Below are 16,348 nucleotides of genomic sequence, written 5' to 3'. Positions count from 1 at the left end.
ACCTCTACTTCCGAATAGGCAGGTACACCGAGAATTCGGTATGCCCTGGCCAACTGGTAAATTCAATTTTCCCGGAGTGCTGATCGATAAGGCTGCGGGCAATAGACAGACCGAGTCCGGTACCGCCTTCGCGCCCGCTCACCATCGGATAAAACAGCGTGTCCTGTAAATGAGACGGTATTCCCGGGCCGTTATCTTCAACGTCAATGCGCGCAGCGAGGCGATAGCGTACGCCGTGTAAGGTTAACTGGAAGGCCGTGCGGGTGCGCAGAGTGATCTCGCCGCCCTCGGGTCCCAGCGCCTGCAGCGCATTACGGACGATATTCAGCAACACCTGTTCGATTTGGTCAGGGTCGTGCGGGAGTTCCGGCAGGCTGGGGTCGTAATCGCGAACCAGTTTGACGTTATCCGGCAGCTCCATCGACACCAGCTTCACTACCCGCTCAGCGACCTTATGGATGCTTTCCGTCACGTGCATCCCGGGATGCTGCGGCCCCAGCAGACGGTCGACCAGATTTCTTAACCGATCGGCCTGTTCAATAATGACTTTGGTATATTCCATTAGCGTAGGATCGGGCAGCGCTTTGCTCAACAGCTGTGCCGCTCCGCGTAAACCGCCCAGCGGGTTTTTAATCTCATGGGCCAGACCACGCACTAAGTCGCGTGCGGCAATCTGCTGTGCGTGCTGCAGCTGCTCCTGGCTCAGACGACGCTGATTATCCATCGGCGCCATTTCCAGCAGAATATAGCCTTCCGGCAGGCGCTGCGCCGTCAGGGAAAGGATATGCGAGCGGCTATCAATGACCAGCGTCACTTCGTTATCGGTAAAACCTTGCCCCGCAGCGAGGCTCTCCTGCATGAGGCCGATATTCAGCGAGAAATAGCTCAACAGTTCCGGCAGCGGCGTGCCGAATAGCTTACGAGAACTTTGCGCCAGCAGCTGCTGCGCTGCCGGGTTCGCGTAATGAACCGCCAGGTCATCATCGACCAGTAAGATACTGTTGATTAAAGAGTTAAGGATCTGCCCAGCATCGGGCAGTGTGCCTGTTGCCATTCGACAGTCTCCAGAAAAAGAGTGCACCATTTTAGTGCAGTATAGCTTTTTATGAATAAAAAGCTCACGAGATCAGCGTGTTGGTGGAGAAAAAAGCCCATCCTGAGATGGGCTGAAAGTTTCCACGGCAACAAAACATCCCTGGTACCTCGCGCCACAACACGAAGCACCATGGATTTACAGCAAAATCAGACGCTGTAGTACAGCTCGAATTCAACCGGGTGCGGAGTCATACGGATGCGGTCGTTTTCTTCCATACGCAGGGCGATGTAAGCATCGATAGCGTCGTTGGTGAATACGCCGCCGGCGGTCAGGAATTCACGGTCTGCGTCCAGCGCGTTCAGTGCTTCTTCCAGAGAGCCTGCAACCTGTGGGATCTCTTTCGCTTCTTCCGGCGGCAGATCGTACAGGTTTTTATCCATGGCTTCGCCCGGATGGATTTTGTTCTTGATACCGTCAAGGCCAGCCATCAGCAGCGCGGCGAAGCACAGGTACGGGTTAGCCGCCGGGTCCGGGAAGCGCACTTCGATACGGCGCGCTTTCGGAGAGGTGACAACCGGAATACGGATAGACGCGGAACGGTTACGGGCAGAGTAAGCCAGCATTACCGGCGCTTCGTAGCCCGGGACCAGACGCTTGTAGGAGTTGGTGGTCGGGTTAGCCAGGGCGTTAATCGCTTTAGCGTGTTTGATAACGCCGCCGATGTAGTACAGCGCTTGTTCAGACAGGCCCGCGTATTTGTCGCCGGAGAACAGGTTTACGCCGTTCTTGGACAGGGACATGTGGCAGTGCATACCGGAACCGTTATCGCCAAACATCGGTTTTGGCATGAAGGTCGCGGTTTTGCCGAAACGGTGTGCGACGTTGTGCACAACGTATTTGTAAATCTGAATTTCATCCGCTTTTTTGGTCATGGTGTTAAAGCGGGTGGCGATTTCGTTCTGACCGGCAGTCGCCACTTCGTGGTGGTGAGCTTCAACAACCAGGCCCATCTCTTCCATGATCATACACATGGTGGAGCGGATATCCTGAGAGGAGTCTACCGGCGGAACCGGGAAGTAACCGCCTTTCACGCCCGGACGGTGGCCTTTGTTGCCGCCTTCGTATTTGGTGGAGGAGTTCCATGCGCCTTCGATATCATCGATAGCGACGTGGGAACCGGAAATGGACGCACCAAAACGGATGTCATCGAACAGGAAGAATTCTGGTTCTGGCCCGAACAGTACGGTGTCAGCCAGGCCGGTAGAGCGCAGATACTCTTCAGCGCGCTTAGCAATGGAACGCGGGTCGCGGTCATAGCCCTGCAGAGTGCCGGGTTCCAGGATGTCGCAGCGGATGATCAGAGTCGGTTCTTCATAGAACGGGTCGATCAGCGCGGTGGTTGCATCCGGCATCAGAACCATGTCGGATTCGTTAATACCTTTCCAACCGCCAATCGAGGAGCCATCAAACATTTTGCCTTCTTCGAAGAATTCGGCATTTACCTGATGAGAAGGAATAGTTACGTGCTGTTCTTTACCTTTGGTATCGGTGAAGCGCAGATCGACAAACTTCACTTCATGCTCGTTCAGCATCGTCAAAACGTGTTCAGCGGACATACTTAAACTCTCCCGGATTGGTCTGTGTCGTCGTGGAAACGAAAACTTTTTTGCTACTAAAAGTGGCGTTGTTGCCTTAAAAAATACAAAGCGAAATCTGTGCCAACTTTTAAATTGCCCCCAAAAGGCGTTATCATGCACGTCATCGTGCAAAAGGGCTGCACCAAAATGAATGCATTGCACCAATATAGTGCATTTGTGTGAACATTGGGCACTTATTTGGTGCAATTGGACTCGAATAACCCTTTTAATGCTCCGTGAAAGCGATCACAAAGAATCTCTGCAATACTTGTTTGCGGAGGATGTTTGTGATCCTGTTTTGTACTGCGATTAATCCGTGTACAATAACGCGCTATTTCTAATGCCTGAGGCAAAGTTGTGATCGAAAATCTGCGTAATATCGCCATCATCGCGCACGTTGACCATGGTAAAACTACCCTGGTTGATAAGCTGCTACAGCAATCTGGTACGTTCGACGCGCGTACTGAAGCACAAGAACGAGTGATGGACTCCAACGATTTGGAGAAAGAGCGTGGGATTACCATCCTCGCTAAAAACACTGCTATCAAATGGAATGATTACCGTATCAACATCGTTGATACCCCTGGGCACGCCGACTTCGGTGGTGAAGTTGAACGTGTCATGTCCATGGTAGATTCTGTGCTGCTGGTGGTTGATGCCTTTGATGGTCCGATGCCGCAGACGCGCTTCGTCACCAAGAAAGCTTTTGCCCACGGTCTGAAGCCGATTGTTGTTATCAACAAAGTTGACCGTCCTGGCGCGCGCCCTGACTGGGTTGTCGATCAGGTATTCGACCTGTTCGTTAACCTTGATGCTACCGACGAACAGCTGGACTTCCCTATCGTTTACGCTTCCGCGCTGAACGGTATCGCGGGTCTGGATCACGAAGATATGGCTGAGGATATGACTCCGCTGTATCAGACTATCGTCGATCGCGTACCGGCACCGAACGTTGACCTTGATGGCCCGCTGCAGATGCAAATCTCCCAGCTGGACTACAACAACTACGTTGGCGTCATCGGTATCGGCCGCATCAAGCGCGGTAAAGTGAAGCCGAACCAGCAGGTCACTATCGTTGATAGCGAAGGCAAAACCCGTAATGGTAAAGTCGGTAAAGTTCTGACCCATCTGGGTCTGGAGCGTATCGAGAGCGACATCGCTGAAGCGGGCGATATCATCGCGATCACCGGTCTGGGCGAGCTGAACATCTCTGACACCATCTGCGATACGCAGAATGTTGAAGCGCTGCCGGCGCTGTCCGTCGATGAGCCGACCGTTTCCATGTTCTTCTGCGTTAACACCTCTCCGTTCTGCGGTAAAGAAGGTAAGTACGTTACCTCTCGTCAGATCCTTGACCGCCTGAACAAAGAGCTGGTGCACAACGTGGCGCTGCGCGTTGAAGAAACTCCGGATGCAGACGCATTCCGCGTTTCTGGCCGTGGTGAACTGCACCTGTCCGTTCTTATCGAAAACATGCGTCGTGAAGGTTTCGAAATGGCGGTTTCCCGTCCGAAAGTTATCTTCCGCGAAATCGACGGCCGTAAGCAAGAGCCGTTCGAGAACGTGACGCTGGACGTCGAAGAGCAGCACCAGGGGTCTGTTATGCAGGCGCTGGGTGAGCGTAAAGGCGACCTGAAAAACATGAATCCAGATGGCAAAGGCCGCGTACGTCTCGACTACGTGATCCCAAGCCGTGGTCTGATCGGCTTCCGTTCAGAATTCATGACCATGACCTCCGGTACCGGTCTGCTGTACTCCACCTTCAGCCACTACGATGACGTTCGTGCGGGTGATGTGGGTCAGCGTCAGAACGGCGTTCTGATCTCCAACGGTCAGGGTAAAGCGGTGGCGTTTGCGCTGTTCAGCCTGCAGGATCGCGGTAAGCTGTTCCTGGGCCACGGCGCAGAAGTTTACGAAGGCCAGATCATCGGTATTCACAGCCGTTCTAACGACCTGACGGTAAACTGCCTGACTGGTAAGAAACTGACCAACATGCGTGCGTCCGGTACTGACGAAGCAACGGTTCTGGTTCCGCCGGTTAAGATGACCCTGGAGCAGGCTCTGGAGTTCATCGATGACGACGAACTGGTTGAAGTTACCCCTACTTCCGTTCGTATCCGTAAACGTCATCTGACCGAGAACGACCGTAAACGCGCAATGCGTGGCGCGAAAGAAGAGTAATTAACGCTTCTTTTCGCTATCTGAACCCTGCCTCAATGGCAGGGTTTCTTTTTTGTACAAAGCCCTGCCACCCATAGTCAAACTCCCCCTTTCCCGCTACAGTTAATTTTCCACGGTGCAAAAGGAGAGGGCCATGCTCTATATCTTTGATTTAGGTAATGTGATTGTCGATATTGACTTCAACCGGGTGCTCGGGACGTGGAGCGATTTAACGCGGATCCCTCTTGCGACGCTGAAGCAGCATTTCACTATGGGTGAAGCGTTCCATCAGCACGAGCGCGGCGAAATTAGCGATGAGGATTTTGCGGCGGCGATGTGCCACGAAATGAACATGCCGCTTAGCTACGAGCAGTTCTCCCACGGCTGGCAGGCGGTTTTCGTCGCCCTGCGACCGGAGGTGACGGCAATTATGCAAAAATTACGCGAGCAGGGGCATCGAGTCGTGGTCCTGTCCAATACTAACCGTTTGCATACCACCTTCTGGCCGGATGAATATCCAGAAATACGCGCCGTGGCTGACCATATCTATCTCTCCCAGGAGATGGGGATGCGTAAACCCGAAGCGCGGATCTACCAGAGCGTGCTCGAATCGGAAGGTTTCTCCGCTGAGGATACGGTTTTCTTCGATGATAACGCGGATAATATTGCCGGCGCTGATCAGTTAGGTATCACGTCAATTCTGGTGACCGGAAAGGAGACGATACCGAACTACTTTGCGAAGCAGCTATGCTAAAAACCGTTCATCAAAAAACAGCGCGCCATCTGCGGCCGCTGGTGGCCTGGCTGAAGCTGCTATGGCGGCGTATTGATGAAGATCATATGACGACCCTGGCGGGAAACCTGGCCTATGTGTCGTTACTCTCCCTGGTGCCGCTTATCGCCGTTATATTTGCGCTGTTTGCGGCCTTTCCGATGTTTTCTGATGTCAGTATCCAGATTCGACACTTTATTTTTGCCAATTTTATTCCGACCACCGGCGATGTGATTCAGGGCTATATCGAGCAGTTTGTCGCCAACTCCAGTCGGATGACCGCCGTGGGCGCTTTCGGCCTGATTGTGACATCGCTGCTGCTGATGTATTCCATTGATAGCGCATTGAATACTATCTGGCGCAGCACCCGAACCCGGCCAAAAACCTACTCCTTTGCCGTATATTGGATGATCCTCACGCTGGGGCCGCTGCTGGCGGGGGCCAGCCTTGCGATCAGCTCCTATCTCCTGTCGTTACGCTGGGCCAGCGATCTGAATAGCGTGATTGACGATGTGCTGCGTATTTTTCCGCTCATTTTATCGTGGGTGGCATTCTGGCTGCTGTACAGCATTGTGCCGACGGCCGAGGTCCGTAACCGCGATGCGATAATCGGTTCCCTGGTTGCGGCGCTGCTCTTTGAGGCGGGGAAGAAAGCTTTTGCTTTATATATCACTGCGTTCCCGTCCTATCAGCTGATTTATGGCGTGCTTGCCGTGGTACCCATTTTGTTCGTCTGGGTGTACTGGACGTGGTGTATCGTCTTGCTTGGCGCTGAAATTACTGTCACTCTCGGTGAATACCGCAAACTGAAAAAAGAAGAAACAGAACAATCATGATTGCATTAATTCAACGCGTATCCCGAGCTAGCGTTACCGTGGAGGATGAAGTGACGGGCGAAATCGGTCCCGGGCTTCTGGTGCTGTTAGGCGTCGAGAGAGACGATGATGAGCAAAAGGCGAATCGCCTGTGCGAACGCGTGCTGGGATACCGTATTTTTAGCGATGCTGAAGGCAAAATGAATCTTAACGTGCAGCAGGCTGGCGGCAGCGTGCTGGTGGTTTCACAGTTTACGCTGGCAGCGGATACCGAGCGCGGGATGCGTCCTGGATTTTCTAAAGGCGCGGCACCGGATAAAGCGGAAGCGCTGTACGAGTATTTCGTTGAGCGCTGCCGCCAGCAGAAAATGAATACGCAGACCGGGAGATTTGCTGCCGATATGCAGGTTTCTCTGGTGAATGATGGTCCTGTGACCTTTTGGTTGCAGGTATGAGCCAGCTTCCGGGCAGGCTGCGGGTAACAAAAGAGAGTACAGCTATGTATCACCTTCGCGTACCGCAAACAGAAGAAGAGTTAGAGAGCTACTACCAGTTCCGCTGGGAGATGCTGCGTAAGCCGCTGCATCAGCCGAAAGGGTCCGAGCGCGATGCGTGGGATGCGATGGCGCACCATCAAATGGTGGTCGATGAAGAGGGTAATCTGGTTGCCGTTGGGCGACTGTATGTGAACGCGGAAAACGAAGCCTCGATCCGTTTTATGGCCGTACATCCGTCAGTACAGGATAAGGGGCTGGGAACCCTGATGGCGATGACGCTGGAGTCCGTCGCCCGTCAGGAAGGCGTTAAGCGCGTGACCTGTAGCGCCCGTGAAGACGCGGTAGAATTCTTTGCCAAGCTCGGGTTTGTGAACCAGGGTGAAATCACGACGCCGACCACCACGCCGATTCGTCATTTTTTGATGATTAAGCCAATAGCCTCGCTGGACGATATTTTACATCGCGGCGACTGGTGCGCTCAGCTGCAGCAGGCCTGGTATCAGCACATCCCTCTTAGTGAAAAAATGGGCGTGCGCATTCAGCAGTATACCGGGCAAAAGTTTATCACCACTATGCCGGAAGCTGGTAACCAGAATCCCCACCATACGCTGTTTGCCGGCAGCCTGTTTTCGCAGGCAACGTTAACCGGCTGGGGGCTTATCTGGCTGATGCTGCGCGAGCGGCATCTTGGTGGCACAATTATTCTCGCAGATGCTCATATTCGTTACAGTCAGCCCATTAGCGGACGCCCCAGCGCTGTTGCCGATCTCGGCTCATTAAGCGGCGATCTCGATCGCCTGGCGCGTGGGCGCAAAGCGCGCGTTCAGCTGCAGGTTGAGCTATTCGGTGACGATCGGCTCGGCGCGGTTTTTGAGGGTATCTATATCGTGCTTCCTGCGAAGCCGTTCGGCTCTTATGAAGAGGGTGGCAACGAAGAGGAGTAGCCTCCCTTTACGCTTATCTACTGGCCCGGTGATTTTACCCGCCAGGCGATATCTCTCATCGCGCTGGCTGCCGCTGGGCTGATACCGCCCAGCTGGAAGAAGCCGTGAATCACTCCGAGATAGCGCTGACAGGTGCACTCTACGCCCTGTTCAAGCAGGCGCTGGTAAAGCGCTTCGCCTTCATCACGCAAAGGATCGTATTCTGCCGTCAGAATATGCACCGGCGGTAAGCCGTTAAAGTCTTTACGCCATAGCGGGCTGGCTTCCGGGTGGTGGAGTGTCGTCGACGAAAGGTACATTTCATAGCCGCTGAGCAGAGTGTCTTCGGTGATAATGTAATCTTTACCGTTATCGATATAGCTCTTCATACTGGCGGTGGCATCCAGCATCGGGTAAATCAAAACAAGCTGCGCGGGTTGCCATGCCCGGGTGGTTTTCAGCCGCAGAGCGGTGACCAAGGCCAGATGACCCCCGGCGCTATCGCCCGCAAGCGTAATACGCGAAACGTCGATGCCTAACTGCGGCGCGTGGCGGTGAATAATCAGTGCGCCTTTTTCAGCATCGTCATGGGCGGCGGGAAAAGCGTGCTCCGGCGCCAGCCGGTATTGCACGGCGATAACCCGGCAGCCGCTGTGGTAAGCCAGCTGACGGAGCTGATGGTCATGCGTGGCGAAACTACCGCTGATAAAGCAGCCGCCGTGAAAATAGATGACCGCAGGGAGAGCGCCTGAGGCGTTGAGGGGGGAGACAATGCGAAATGTCATGCCTTCGAGCTCGATATCTTCTACCTGAACGCGCTTTTCTTGCTCCCCAGCCAGTACCGTGCTGGCGATATAGCCGCGTCTCCGGTCATCAATACTCTGAGCGCGCGATGAGGGGCGACCCGCATCGATAAACTCCCGCACCTGTATTGCAATACCCTTTTCAAGCGCCATTTTTATTCCCTTAACCTGTTTGGATATACAGGTTTATAGCCTGATTGTGAGCAAAAGAAAACCGGGGATTTTCGTTGGGAAGTGATTCTGGAAAGCGGCTCGCAAAAGTGAAACCCATTGCTGGACGAAGCAGCAATCGCAGGGAGGAGTATGGGATAAAGCTGCCGGATGCCATCGTACTGGCAACAGCGCAAATAGATCGTTATGAACTGGTCACGCGCAAAGCAAAAGTTTTGCCGGCATACCGGGAGTGATTACGCCTTATCATTTGTAAGTCGGGCAGCAGAAGAGGCTGCCCGACATGCTGCCCGCCGTTACTCCCCCTCTCCCGGGAACAGGAACGGGTTGATGGAGCTGCGGGCAAAGCCCTCTTGTTCCATCCGTGCGTCCAGCACCAGTGAGGCGAGGTCGTCGGCCACGGCTTCTACTTTGGGATCCTTTTCCTGATAAAGAATCTTCAGGTAGGTACCGCAGTCGCCGCAGCTTTCGGCTTTAATGGCCGCCTGCTCGTTATCTAAAGACCAGTAGTGCAGATCGCGCGTCTGTTCGCAGTTGCTGCATTTCACGCGCACCACGTGCCACTCGGTTTCACACAGGTTGCAGTGCAAATAGCGCAGGCCCTGAGTGGTGCCAATTTGCACTATGCTGGAGACCGGCATCGAGCCGCAAACCGGGCAGAATTGACGCTGTTCACCGTATTCGGCGCGAGCTTTACCGGGTATCAGGCTGGCCATCTGCGCCCAATAGAGCGATAGCGCGGCCCAGATAAACGGTGCTTTATCGCTGCTAACGGAGGCAAAATCGGAGACAAATAGCGCGTTTGCCATCAGTTCCAGCTCTTGCTCTGACGCTTTTTCCAGATTCTCGATAACCGCCAGCGCCGGGCCGCTCATCTCTGGCTTCAGTTCGGCAATCAGCGAATGCAGTAGCTTGTGCCAGTGCTTGTCGCGCGGTAAAACGTGAATATCGAGCGGCGGTTTGCCCTGATCGTTCGCTTCTTTAATGCGTGCGGTGAGATCCATCTGCAGGGGATGATCGTACAGCACCACTTCCTGCGCGTGGGCGATAAGCGCAGCAAAGCGCAGATAATCCCCCAGCGGATTATTTTCAGCCAGTTCGCGCAGGCGCTCGGCACGACGGTTATATAAATTTTTGAGTCGAGGAAACAACAACGGTGGAATCATATCCGTCGCGCGTTTCTCGCTCTTTTCCAGCTCATCTTGCGGGATGATACGAATGCTCATTCAGTCACTTCCTGGTTTCAGCAGATTCGGCGATGGTCGCGTCCGCTCTGTGATTTGGCGGGCATCATGCGCCCGCTCTGGTGATGTCATTAATGATAACCGTAATCGGCATACGGGATATACCCATGACATCGCAATGTGTGCGCTACGATACCTGATATCGATACCCCAGACTATGCGCCGTTAGGATTAGCCATCCTGCCCCATGAGTTTACAGTGCCAATCCCGCCTGCGGTGCATGAGGGCTGGAGGCGGCAAAAGCGAACGGTATCCGCAAAAAAATGGCGTCGATATACGACGCCATTTATAAGACCAGCAAAGCGCACGCTTACGACTGGCGCTTATCCTGCTTTTCGCGGACTTCACGATACCAGCGTGGATGATGCTTCTTCGCCCAGGTCTTCGTGACCCAGCCTTCCACCATCGCGGTTATCGTGCCCTTCACCCACAGCGCGGCGTAAATATGCACCATGATCACCACAATCAGCGCCACCGCAGAGAAGGAGTGCAGCATCAGCGCGAAGCGGATAACCGGGATGGAGAACGCCGGCGCAAAGTACGGACGCCAGATAATCACCCCGCTGACCAGCAGCAGCACCAGGAAGATAATCGCCGCCCAGAACACGCATTTCTGGCCGAAGTTATAGCGTCCGGTATCGCCCACTTCCTCGTTGACGACAATCTTGCGAATATTCTTCGCCCAGAAAATATCGTCCCGGTTGATCAGGTTGTGGTGCCAGTAGCGGAAGAACATGATGATGAACGAGGCAAACATGATCACGCCCACAAACGGGTGCAGAATGCGCGCCAGCTGCGGTGTGCCCATGATTTGCATCAGCCAGTTGAAGGACGGGAAGAAAAAGCCCAGCCCGCTCACCGCCGCCAGCACGAAGCAGAAGGCGGTGACCCAATGGTTGATTCGCTCCGGCGCGGTGTAGCGCACGATGGTGTCACGTCTTTTCATTTGCGCACCTCGTCTTTCTCTTCATCCAGATTGTCCTCTTCCTCTTCCGCGCGGTTCGGACCGACGCCGACGTAGTGGAAGATGCTGGCGGCGAAGGTGGCCGCAAATCCGACCGCGGCCAGCGGTTTCCAGATCCCTTTCCAGAACTTCACGGTAGCGCTGATTTCCGGATTTTCCGGCAGGCCGTGATAGAGATTCGGCTTGTCGGCGTGGTGCAGCACGTACATCACGTGCGTGCCGCCAACGCCTGCCGGATCGTACAGACCTGCGTTGTCATAACCGCGGGTTTTCAGCTCGGCGACGCGCTCGCCTGCCAGCGTTTTCATATCCTCTTTGGAGCCAAAGTGGATAGCACCGGTCGGGCAGGTTTTCACGCAGGCCGGTTCCTGGCCAACGTTAACGCGGTCCACGCACAGCGTACATTTATAGACGCGGTTGTCTTCCGGGTTCAGACGCGGCACGTTGAACGGGCAGCCAGCAATACAGTAGCCGCAGCCGATGCACTGCTCAGACTGGAAGTCGACGATGCCGTTGGCATACTGAATGATTGCCCCTTCCGCCGGGCAGGCCTTCAGGCAGCCCGGATCGGCGCAGTGCATACAGCCATCCTTACGGATGAGCCACTCCAGTTTGTCGTTCTGCTCCACTTCCGAGAAGCGCATCACGGTCCAGGATTTGGCGGTCAGATCGGCGGGGTTATCGTACACCCCGACGTTATGACCCACTTCATCACGAATGTCGTTCCACTCGGAGCAGGCCACCTGACAGGCTTTACAGCCGATACAGGTCGTGACGTCGATAAGCTTCGCCACCTCTTCCTGATGGTCCCGCGCGTGCGGCGCGGGGGTGAAGCCGTTAGTCGCGGAACGACGGATAATGTCTTGCGATTGATAAGCCATAATTCGTCTCCGTTACGCCTTTTCCACGTTCACGAGGAAAGCCTTGAACTCCGGCGTCTGCGTGTTCGCATCCCCGACAAACGGCGTCAGGGTATTGGCGATAAACCCTTTCTTCGCCACGCCTTCGTAGCCCCAGTGAATCGGAATACCGATAGTATCGATATCCTTGCCGTCCGCTTTCAGCGTGCGAATACGCTTGGTCACCACCGCCTTGGCTTTAATATAGCCGCGGTTAGAGGAGACCTTCACGGTATCGCCATGGGCGATGCCGAGCTTGTTCGCCAGCTTCTCGCCGATCTCCACAAACTGCTCCGGCTGCGCGATGGCGTTGAGAAGCGCGTGCTTGGTCCAGTAGTGGAAGTGCTCGGTCAGACGGTAAGTGGTACCGACGTAAGGGAATTTTTCCGCTTTGCCCATCTGCTCAAGGTCGCCTTTAAAGACGCGAGCGGCCGGGTTAGAGACGACATTCGGGTGCAGCGGGTTAGTGCCCAGCGGCGTTTCAAACGGCTCGTAGTGTTCCGGGAACGGCCCCTCCGCCATCTTATCGATAGCGAACAGACGTCCCATCCCTTCCGGCTGCATGATAAACGGCCCGACATCGCTGTCCGGCGCCGCGGCGCTGTAGTCTGGAATATCCACGCCGCCCCACTTCGCGCCGTCCCATTTCAGGAGCTGACGCTTCGGATCCCACGGTTTACCCTGCGGGTCAGCGGAGGCGCGGTTATACAGGATACGGCGATTAAGCGGCCACGCCCATGCCCAGCCGAGGGTATTGCCAAGGCCAGATGGATCGGCGTTATCGCGACGGGCCATCTGGTTGCCGTCAGGCGTCCAGCTGCCGGCGAAGATCCAGCAGCCGCTGGAGGTCGTGCCGTCGTCACGCAGCTGCGCAAACGAACTGAGCTGCTGGCCTTTCTTGACGATCACAGCACCGGTTGCCGGGTCGGTGATGTCAGCCAGCGCCTTGCCGTTGCTCTCCATCGCCACTTCTTCCGATGCCGGTTCATGCGGCGTGGCGTAGTTCCACGTCATGTTCAGCACCGGTTCCGGCGCCGGTCCGCCCTGTTCGGCGTACATCTTGCGCAGGCGTAAGAAGATACCGGCGAGGATTTCACCGTCGGTGGCCGCAATCCCCGGGGCGTCAGCGCCTTTCCAGTGCCACTGCAGCCAGCGGCCGGAGTTAACGATGGAACCGTTCTCTTCGGCGAAGCAGGTGGACGGCAGGCGGAACACTTCGGTCTGGATTTTCGCCGGATCGACGTCGTTCGACTCCCCGTGGTTTTGCCAGAAAGTGGAGGTTTCGGTGTTGAGCGGATCGATGGTCACCAGGAACTTCAGTTTCGACAGCGACGCAACAACCTTGTTTTTGTTCGGGAACGAGGCTACCGGGTTAAAGCCCTGGCAGATATAGCCATTCACTTTACCCTGATTCATCATCTCGAAGTATTGCAGGACGTCGTATCCTTTGTCCCACTTCGGCAGCCAGTCAAAGCCCCAGCTGTTTTCCGCCGTTGCTTTGTCGCCAAAGAAGGCCTTCATCATCGAGACGAAGAATTTCGGGTAGTTACCCCAGTAGTTCACCTGATCCTTCAACAGCGGTTTCGGCGTATTGGCGGCGAGGTAGGTTTGCAGGTCAGTCTGTTTCTCGCTCGGCAGCGTCATATAGCCAGGCAGGCTCTGCGACAGCAATCCTAAGTCGGTGAGACCCTGAATATTGGAGTGGCCGCGCAGGGCGTTTACGCCGCCGCCCGCCATGCCCATATTACCGAGCAGCAGCTGGATCATCGCCATGGTGCGAATGTTCTGCGCGCCGATGGAGTGCTGCGTCCAGCCCAGTGCGTACAGGAAAGACGCGGTTTTATCCGGAGCGCTGGTTTCCGCAATGTACTCGCAGACTTTCAGGAAGTCCGCTTTTGGCGTCCCGCAGATATTTTCGACAACTTCTGGCGTATAGCGGGAAACGTGCTGCTTCAGCAAATTCCAGACGCAGCGCGGATGCTGCAGCGTGGCATCGCGTTTAGCAAAGCCGTTTTCATCCAGCTCATAGTTCCAGGACGTTTTGTCGTACTTGCGGGCTTCGGCGTCATAGCCGCTGAATAAACCGTCTTCAAAGCTGTAATCTTCACGCACGATCAGGCTGGCGTTGGTATAGGCTTCGGTATATTCACGGTTAATCTTTTCATTGTTCAACAGGTACAGGATGACGCCTGACAGGAAGGTAATGTCAGTACCGGAACGAATTGGGGTATAGAAATCAGCCACCGACGCGGTACGCGTAAAGCGCGGATCGATCACAATCAGCTTCGCGCCATTGTGGATCTTGGCTTCCATCGCCCAGCGGAACCCAACCGGGTGAGCTTCAGCGGCGTTGCCGCCCATCACCACGATAAGATTGGCGTTCTTAATGTCGACCCAGTGGTTGGTCATCGCACCGCGACCAAATGTTGGAGCAAGACTTGCTACCGTTGGTCCGTGTCAGACGCGCGCCTGGTTGTCGACCGCGAGCATACCGAGCGCGCGGGTAAATTTCTGGGTTAAATAACCGGTTTCGTTACTGGAGGCGGAGGCGCACAGCATACCGGTGGTCAGCCAGCGGTTGACGGTGGTGCCTTCGCTATTCTGCGCGACAAAGTTGGCGTCGCGGTCTTCTTTCATCAGCTTAGCGATACGGTCGAATGCTTCATCCCAGCTGATTTGCTGCCATTTATCAGAGCCTGGCGCGCGATATTCTGGAAATTTCAGGCGACTTTCGGAGTGGATAAAGTCTACCAGACCGGCCCCTTTAGGGCAGAGCGCACCACGGTTGACCGGATGGTCCGGATCACCTTCGATATGGAAGATAGACGCTTTGGCATTTTTTGCGCCGTCGCCGAGGCTGTACATTAACAGCCCACAGCCAACGGAACAGTAAGTGCAGGTGTTACGGGTTTCGCGGGTGCGCAGCAGCTTGTACTGCCGTGTTTCCGCTAGCGCTAAACCGGGCGCAAAGCCCAGCGCCGCTGCCGTGGTTCCTGCCATACCGCCAGCGCAGATCTTAAAGAACTGCCTTCTGCTGACCTGCATGGTTCGCTCCTTGTTTCGACATTGTCACGTATAGTTATTTGCTTTGCGGTAAGGGCCGCAAAGGTTCAGAATTGGGGGTAATTTCCCTCGTTCCCGGAGGGATATAAACAGAATACCACATTGTGTGTATGCCTGTTCCAATACGGTTAAGACAAAGTGAACAAGAAGCCTCTTGAACAAATCGAAAATGTGACCGATATCACAGGTTATCGCCAGGTATCGCTCTGGAAGCGCCCAAATTTGCAACATCCTCAGCCAGACGAGTTAGCTGAAGAGGTACCCGTTGCGCTGGTTTATAACGGCATCTCGCACGTGGTGATGATGGCGACGCCGAAAGACCTGGCGCAGTTCGCCGTCGGCTTTTCCTTATCCGAAGGGATTATAGAGAACCGGCGCGAGATTTATGGCATCGACGTCGTTCAGGCCTGTAACGGCCTGGAAGTGCAAATTGAGCTCTCCAGCCGCCGCTTTATGGGATTAAAAGAGCGCCGTCGTGCGCTAGCCGGCCGCACTGGCTGTGGCGTATGCGGCGTGGAACAGCTCAACGATATTGGTAAGCCCGTGCAGCCTCTGCCTTTTACCCAGACGTTCGATCTGGCGAACCTCGATCGCGCGCTGGCGCATCTGCGGGATTTTCAGCCAATAGGCTGCCTTACCGGCTGCACGCACGCGGCGGCTTGGGTAACGCTTTCCGGCGAGCTCGCGGGCGGCCACGAAGACGTTGGCCGCCACGTGGCGCTGGACAAACTCCTCGGACACCGCGCGGAAGCTGATGGCGCCTGGCAGAACGGTGCGGCGCTCGTCTCCAGCCGCGCCAGCTATGAAATGGTGCAGAAGGCGGCGATGTGCGGGGTGGAAATTCTTTTTGCGGTCTCTGCCGCGACCACGCTGGCGGTTGAAGTTGCTGAGCGCTGTAACCTGACGCTGGTGGGCTTCTGCAAGCCGGGTAGGGCAACCGTGTACACGCATCCGCAGCGGTTAATTGCAGGTTAAAAGTAAGTCAATTTTTTTGAATGATAACAGCAAATCCTTCCGCTTTTTGTTTGACGATGTGAGGGCTACTATTTATCACATCAAGGCACGGCGCCTTATTAAAACAATTAACGTAAAGGGTTTATCTCATGAAAAGCATCAAAACTTTTGTCGCTGTTATCGCACTTTCCGCTTCTTTTGGTTCCTTTGCTGCAGAAACCGTCACCGCTACCGCAGCAACGATGGACGGTGCGGAAGCGAAGATCGCCGCTCAGGCCCAGGCCGCAGGCGCGTCGTCTTACAAAATTACCGAAGCGTTTACCGGTAACCGCGTGCACATGACCGCTGAACTGAATAAATAAGCTTAAAGCTACTGTCGAAAGAGCGCCCAGGGGGCGCTTTTTTTGTTT

The 16,348-nt window shown here is 55.0% G+C and carries 14 protein-coding genes and 1 pseudogene; 8 read left to right on the top strand and 7 right to left on the bottom strand.

The window, feature by feature from the left end; all coding sequences use genetic code 11:
• Positions 1-4: 4 nt before the first annotated feature.
• Positions 5-1,054, bottom strand: a complete 1,050-nt coding sequence (gene glnL / locus ABLV75_RS14095) for a nitrogen regulation protein NR(II) (protein ID WP_142448436.1) — start codon at positions 1,052-1,054, stop codon at positions 5-7.
• Positions 1,055-1,242: 188 nt separating this feature from the next.
• Entirely contained in the window at positions 1,243-2,652 is a 1,410-nt protein-coding gene (glnA, locus tag ABLV75_RS14090; protein WP_004107355.1) for a glutamate--ammonia ligase, read from the bottom strand.
• A gap of 378 nt (positions 2,653-3,030) precedes the next feature.
• On the opposite strand from glnA, the gene typA reads away from it, so the two are divergent.
• The 5 genes from typA (at position 3,031) to fabY (ending at position 7,861) form a co-directional block, all read left to right on the top strand.
• Positions 3,031-4,854 (top strand): ribosome-dependent GTPase TypA, encoded by a 1,824-nt coding sequence (typA, locus tag ABLV75_RS14085; RefSeq protein ID WP_004107356.1) that lies wholly within the window; start codon positions 3,031-3,033, stop codon positions 4,852-4,854.
• A 133-nt stretch (positions 4,855-4,987) separates the two neighbouring features.
• Complete coding sequence (gene yihX, locus ABLV75_RS14080) at positions 4,988-5,587, top strand: glucose-1-phosphatase (RefSeq protein WP_004107358.1); 600 nt, start codon at positions 4,988-4,990, stop codon at positions 5,585-5,587.
• Entirely contained in the window at positions 5,581-6,441 is an 861-nt protein-coding gene (locus ABLV75_RS14075; protein WP_004107366.1) for a virulence factor BrkB family protein, read from the top strand. The genes yihX and ABLV75_RS14075 overlap by 7 nt, the downstream gene beginning before the upstream one ends.
• On the top strand, positions 6,438-6,875 hold the full coding sequence (gene dtd, locus ABLV75_RS14070) for a D-aminoacyl-tRNA deacylase (RefSeq protein ID WP_004107369.1): 438 nt from the start codon (positions 6,438-6,440) through the stop codon (positions 6,873-6,875). Before ABLV75_RS14075 ends, dtd begins: the two co-directional genes overlap by 4 nt.
• A gap of 44 nt (positions 6,876-6,919) precedes the next feature.
• Positions 6,920-7,861 carry a fatty acid biosynthesis protein FabY gene (gene fabY, locus ABLV75_RS14065; RefSeq protein WP_004107372.1) on the top strand — a complete coding sequence of 314 codons (942 nt, stop codon included), beginning with the start codon at positions 6,920-6,922 and terminating at the stop codon, positions 7,859-7,861.
• Between the two features lie 17 nt (positions 7,862-7,878).
• Here the strand turns inward: fabY and ABLV75_RS14060 are convergent, their stop codons facing one another.
• Positions 7,879-8,796, bottom strand: a complete 918-nt coding sequence (locus ABLV75_RS14060; protein ID WP_004107374.1) for an alpha/beta hydrolase — start codon at positions 8,794-8,796, stop codon at positions 7,879-7,881.
• Between the two features lie 110 nt (positions 8,797-8,906).
• Here ABLV75_RS14060 and ABLV75_RS14055 point away from each other — a divergent pair.
• A pseudogene (locus ABLV75_RS14055) lies at positions 8,907-9,070 on the top strand (VapC toxin family PIN domain ribonuclease); the annotation flags it as partial.
• Positions 9,071-9,110: 40 nt separating this feature from the next.
• Here the strand turns inward: ABLV75_RS14055 and fdhE are convergent.
• The 4 genes from fdhE to fdnG form a co-directional block, all read right to left on the bottom strand.
• Entirely contained in the window at positions 9,111-10,040 is a 930-nt protein-coding gene (gene fdhE / locus ABLV75_RS14050; RefSeq protein ID WP_004107377.1) for a formate dehydrogenase accessory protein FdhE, read from the bottom strand.
• 328 nt (positions 10,041-10,368) lie between these two features.
• Complete coding sequence (gene fdoI, locus ABLV75_RS14045; RefSeq protein WP_004107380.1) at positions 10,369-11,004, bottom strand: formate dehydrogenase cytochrome b556 subunit; 636 nt, start codon at positions 11,002-11,004, stop codon at positions 10,369-10,371.
• Positions 11,001-11,903: a formate dehydrogenase subunit beta gene (fdxH, locus tag ABLV75_RS14040; RefSeq protein ID WP_004107383.1), complete on the bottom strand. Its 903-nt coding sequence runs from the start codon at positions 11,901-11,903 to the stop codon at positions 11,001-11,003. Before fdxH ends, fdoI begins: the two co-directional genes overlap by 4 nt.
• A gap of 12 nt (positions 11,904-11,915) precedes the next feature.
• Entirely contained in the window at positions 11,916-14,966 is a 3,051-nt protein-coding gene (gene fdnG / locus ABLV75_RS14035) for a formate dehydrogenase-N subunit alpha (protein ID WP_123830053.1), read from the bottom strand.
• 156 nt (positions 14,967-15,122) lie between these two features.
• Here fdnG and fdhD point away from each other — a divergent pair, with 156 nt between their 5' ends.
• Positions 15,123-15,959, top strand: a complete 837-nt coding sequence (fdhD, locus tag ABLV75_RS14030; protein ID WP_004107391.1) for a formate dehydrogenase accessory sulfurtransferase FdhD — start codon at positions 15,123-15,125, stop codon at positions 15,957-15,959.
• 128 nt (positions 15,960-16,087) lie between these two features.
• Positions 16,088-16,300, top strand: coding sequence for a YdgH/BhsA/McbA-like domain containing protein (locus ABLV75_RS14025; protein WP_004107394.1), 213 nt, complete (start codon positions 16,088-16,090; stop codon positions 16,298-16,300).
• The last annotated feature ends 48 nt before the right edge of the window (positions 16,301-16,348 follow it).

The organism is Klebsiella sp. CN_Kp066 (assembly GCF_040065135.1).
Classification (GTDB): Bacteria; Pseudomonadota; Gammaproteobacteria; order Enterobacterales; family Enterobacteriaceae; genus Klebsiella; species Klebsiella oxytoca.
The sequence above is the reverse complement of the archived record's forward strand: the minus strand, read 5'-3'. Positions and strand labels throughout refer to the sequence as shown.

What these genes read in the sequence shown, in the direction of transcription:
- glnL (WP_142448436.1), bottom strand. Translation starts at nt 1,054, where the DNA reads ATGGCAACAGGCACACTGCCCGATGCTGGGCAGATCCTTAACTCTTTA.
- glnA (WP_004107355.1), bottom strand. Translation starts at nt 2,652, where the DNA reads ATGTCCGCTGAACACGTTTTGACGATGCTGAACGAGCATGAAGTGAAG.
- yihX (WP_004107358.1), top strand. Translation starts at nt 4,988, where the DNA reads ATGCTCTATATCTTTGATTTAGGTAATGTGATTGTCGATATTGACTTC.
- ABLV75_RS14075 (WP_004107366.1), top strand. Translation starts at nt 5,581, where the DNA reads ATGCTAAAAACCGTTCATCAAAAAACAGCGCGCCATCTGCGGCCGCTG.
- dtd (WP_004107369.1), top strand. Translation starts at nt 6,438, where the DNA reads ATGATTGCATTAATTCAACGCGTATCCCGAGCTAGCGTTACCGTGGAG.
- fabY (WP_004107372.1), top strand. Translation starts at nt 6,920, where the DNA reads ATGTATCACCTTCGCGTACCGCAAACAGAAGAAGAGTTAGAGAGCTAC.
- ABLV75_RS14060 (WP_004107374.1), bottom strand. Translation starts at nt 8,796, where the DNA reads ATGGCGCTTGAAAAGGGTATTGCAATACAGGTGCGGGAGTTTATCGAT.
- fdhE (WP_004107377.1), bottom strand. Translation starts at nt 10,040, where the DNA reads ATGAGCATTCGTATCATCCCGCAAGATGAGCTGGAAAAGAGCGAGAAA.
- fdoI (WP_004107380.1), bottom strand. Translation starts at nt 11,004, where the DNA reads ATGAAAAGACGTGACACCATCGTGCGCTACACCGCGCCGGAGCGAATC.
- fdxH (WP_004107383.1), bottom strand. Translation starts at nt 11,903, where the DNA reads ATGGCTTATCAATCGCAAGACATTATCCGTCGTTCCGCGACTAACGGC.
- ABLV75_RS14025 (WP_004107394.1), top strand. Translation starts at nt 16,088, where the DNA reads ATGAAAAGCATCAAAACTTTTGTCGCTGTTATCGCACTTTCCGCTTCT.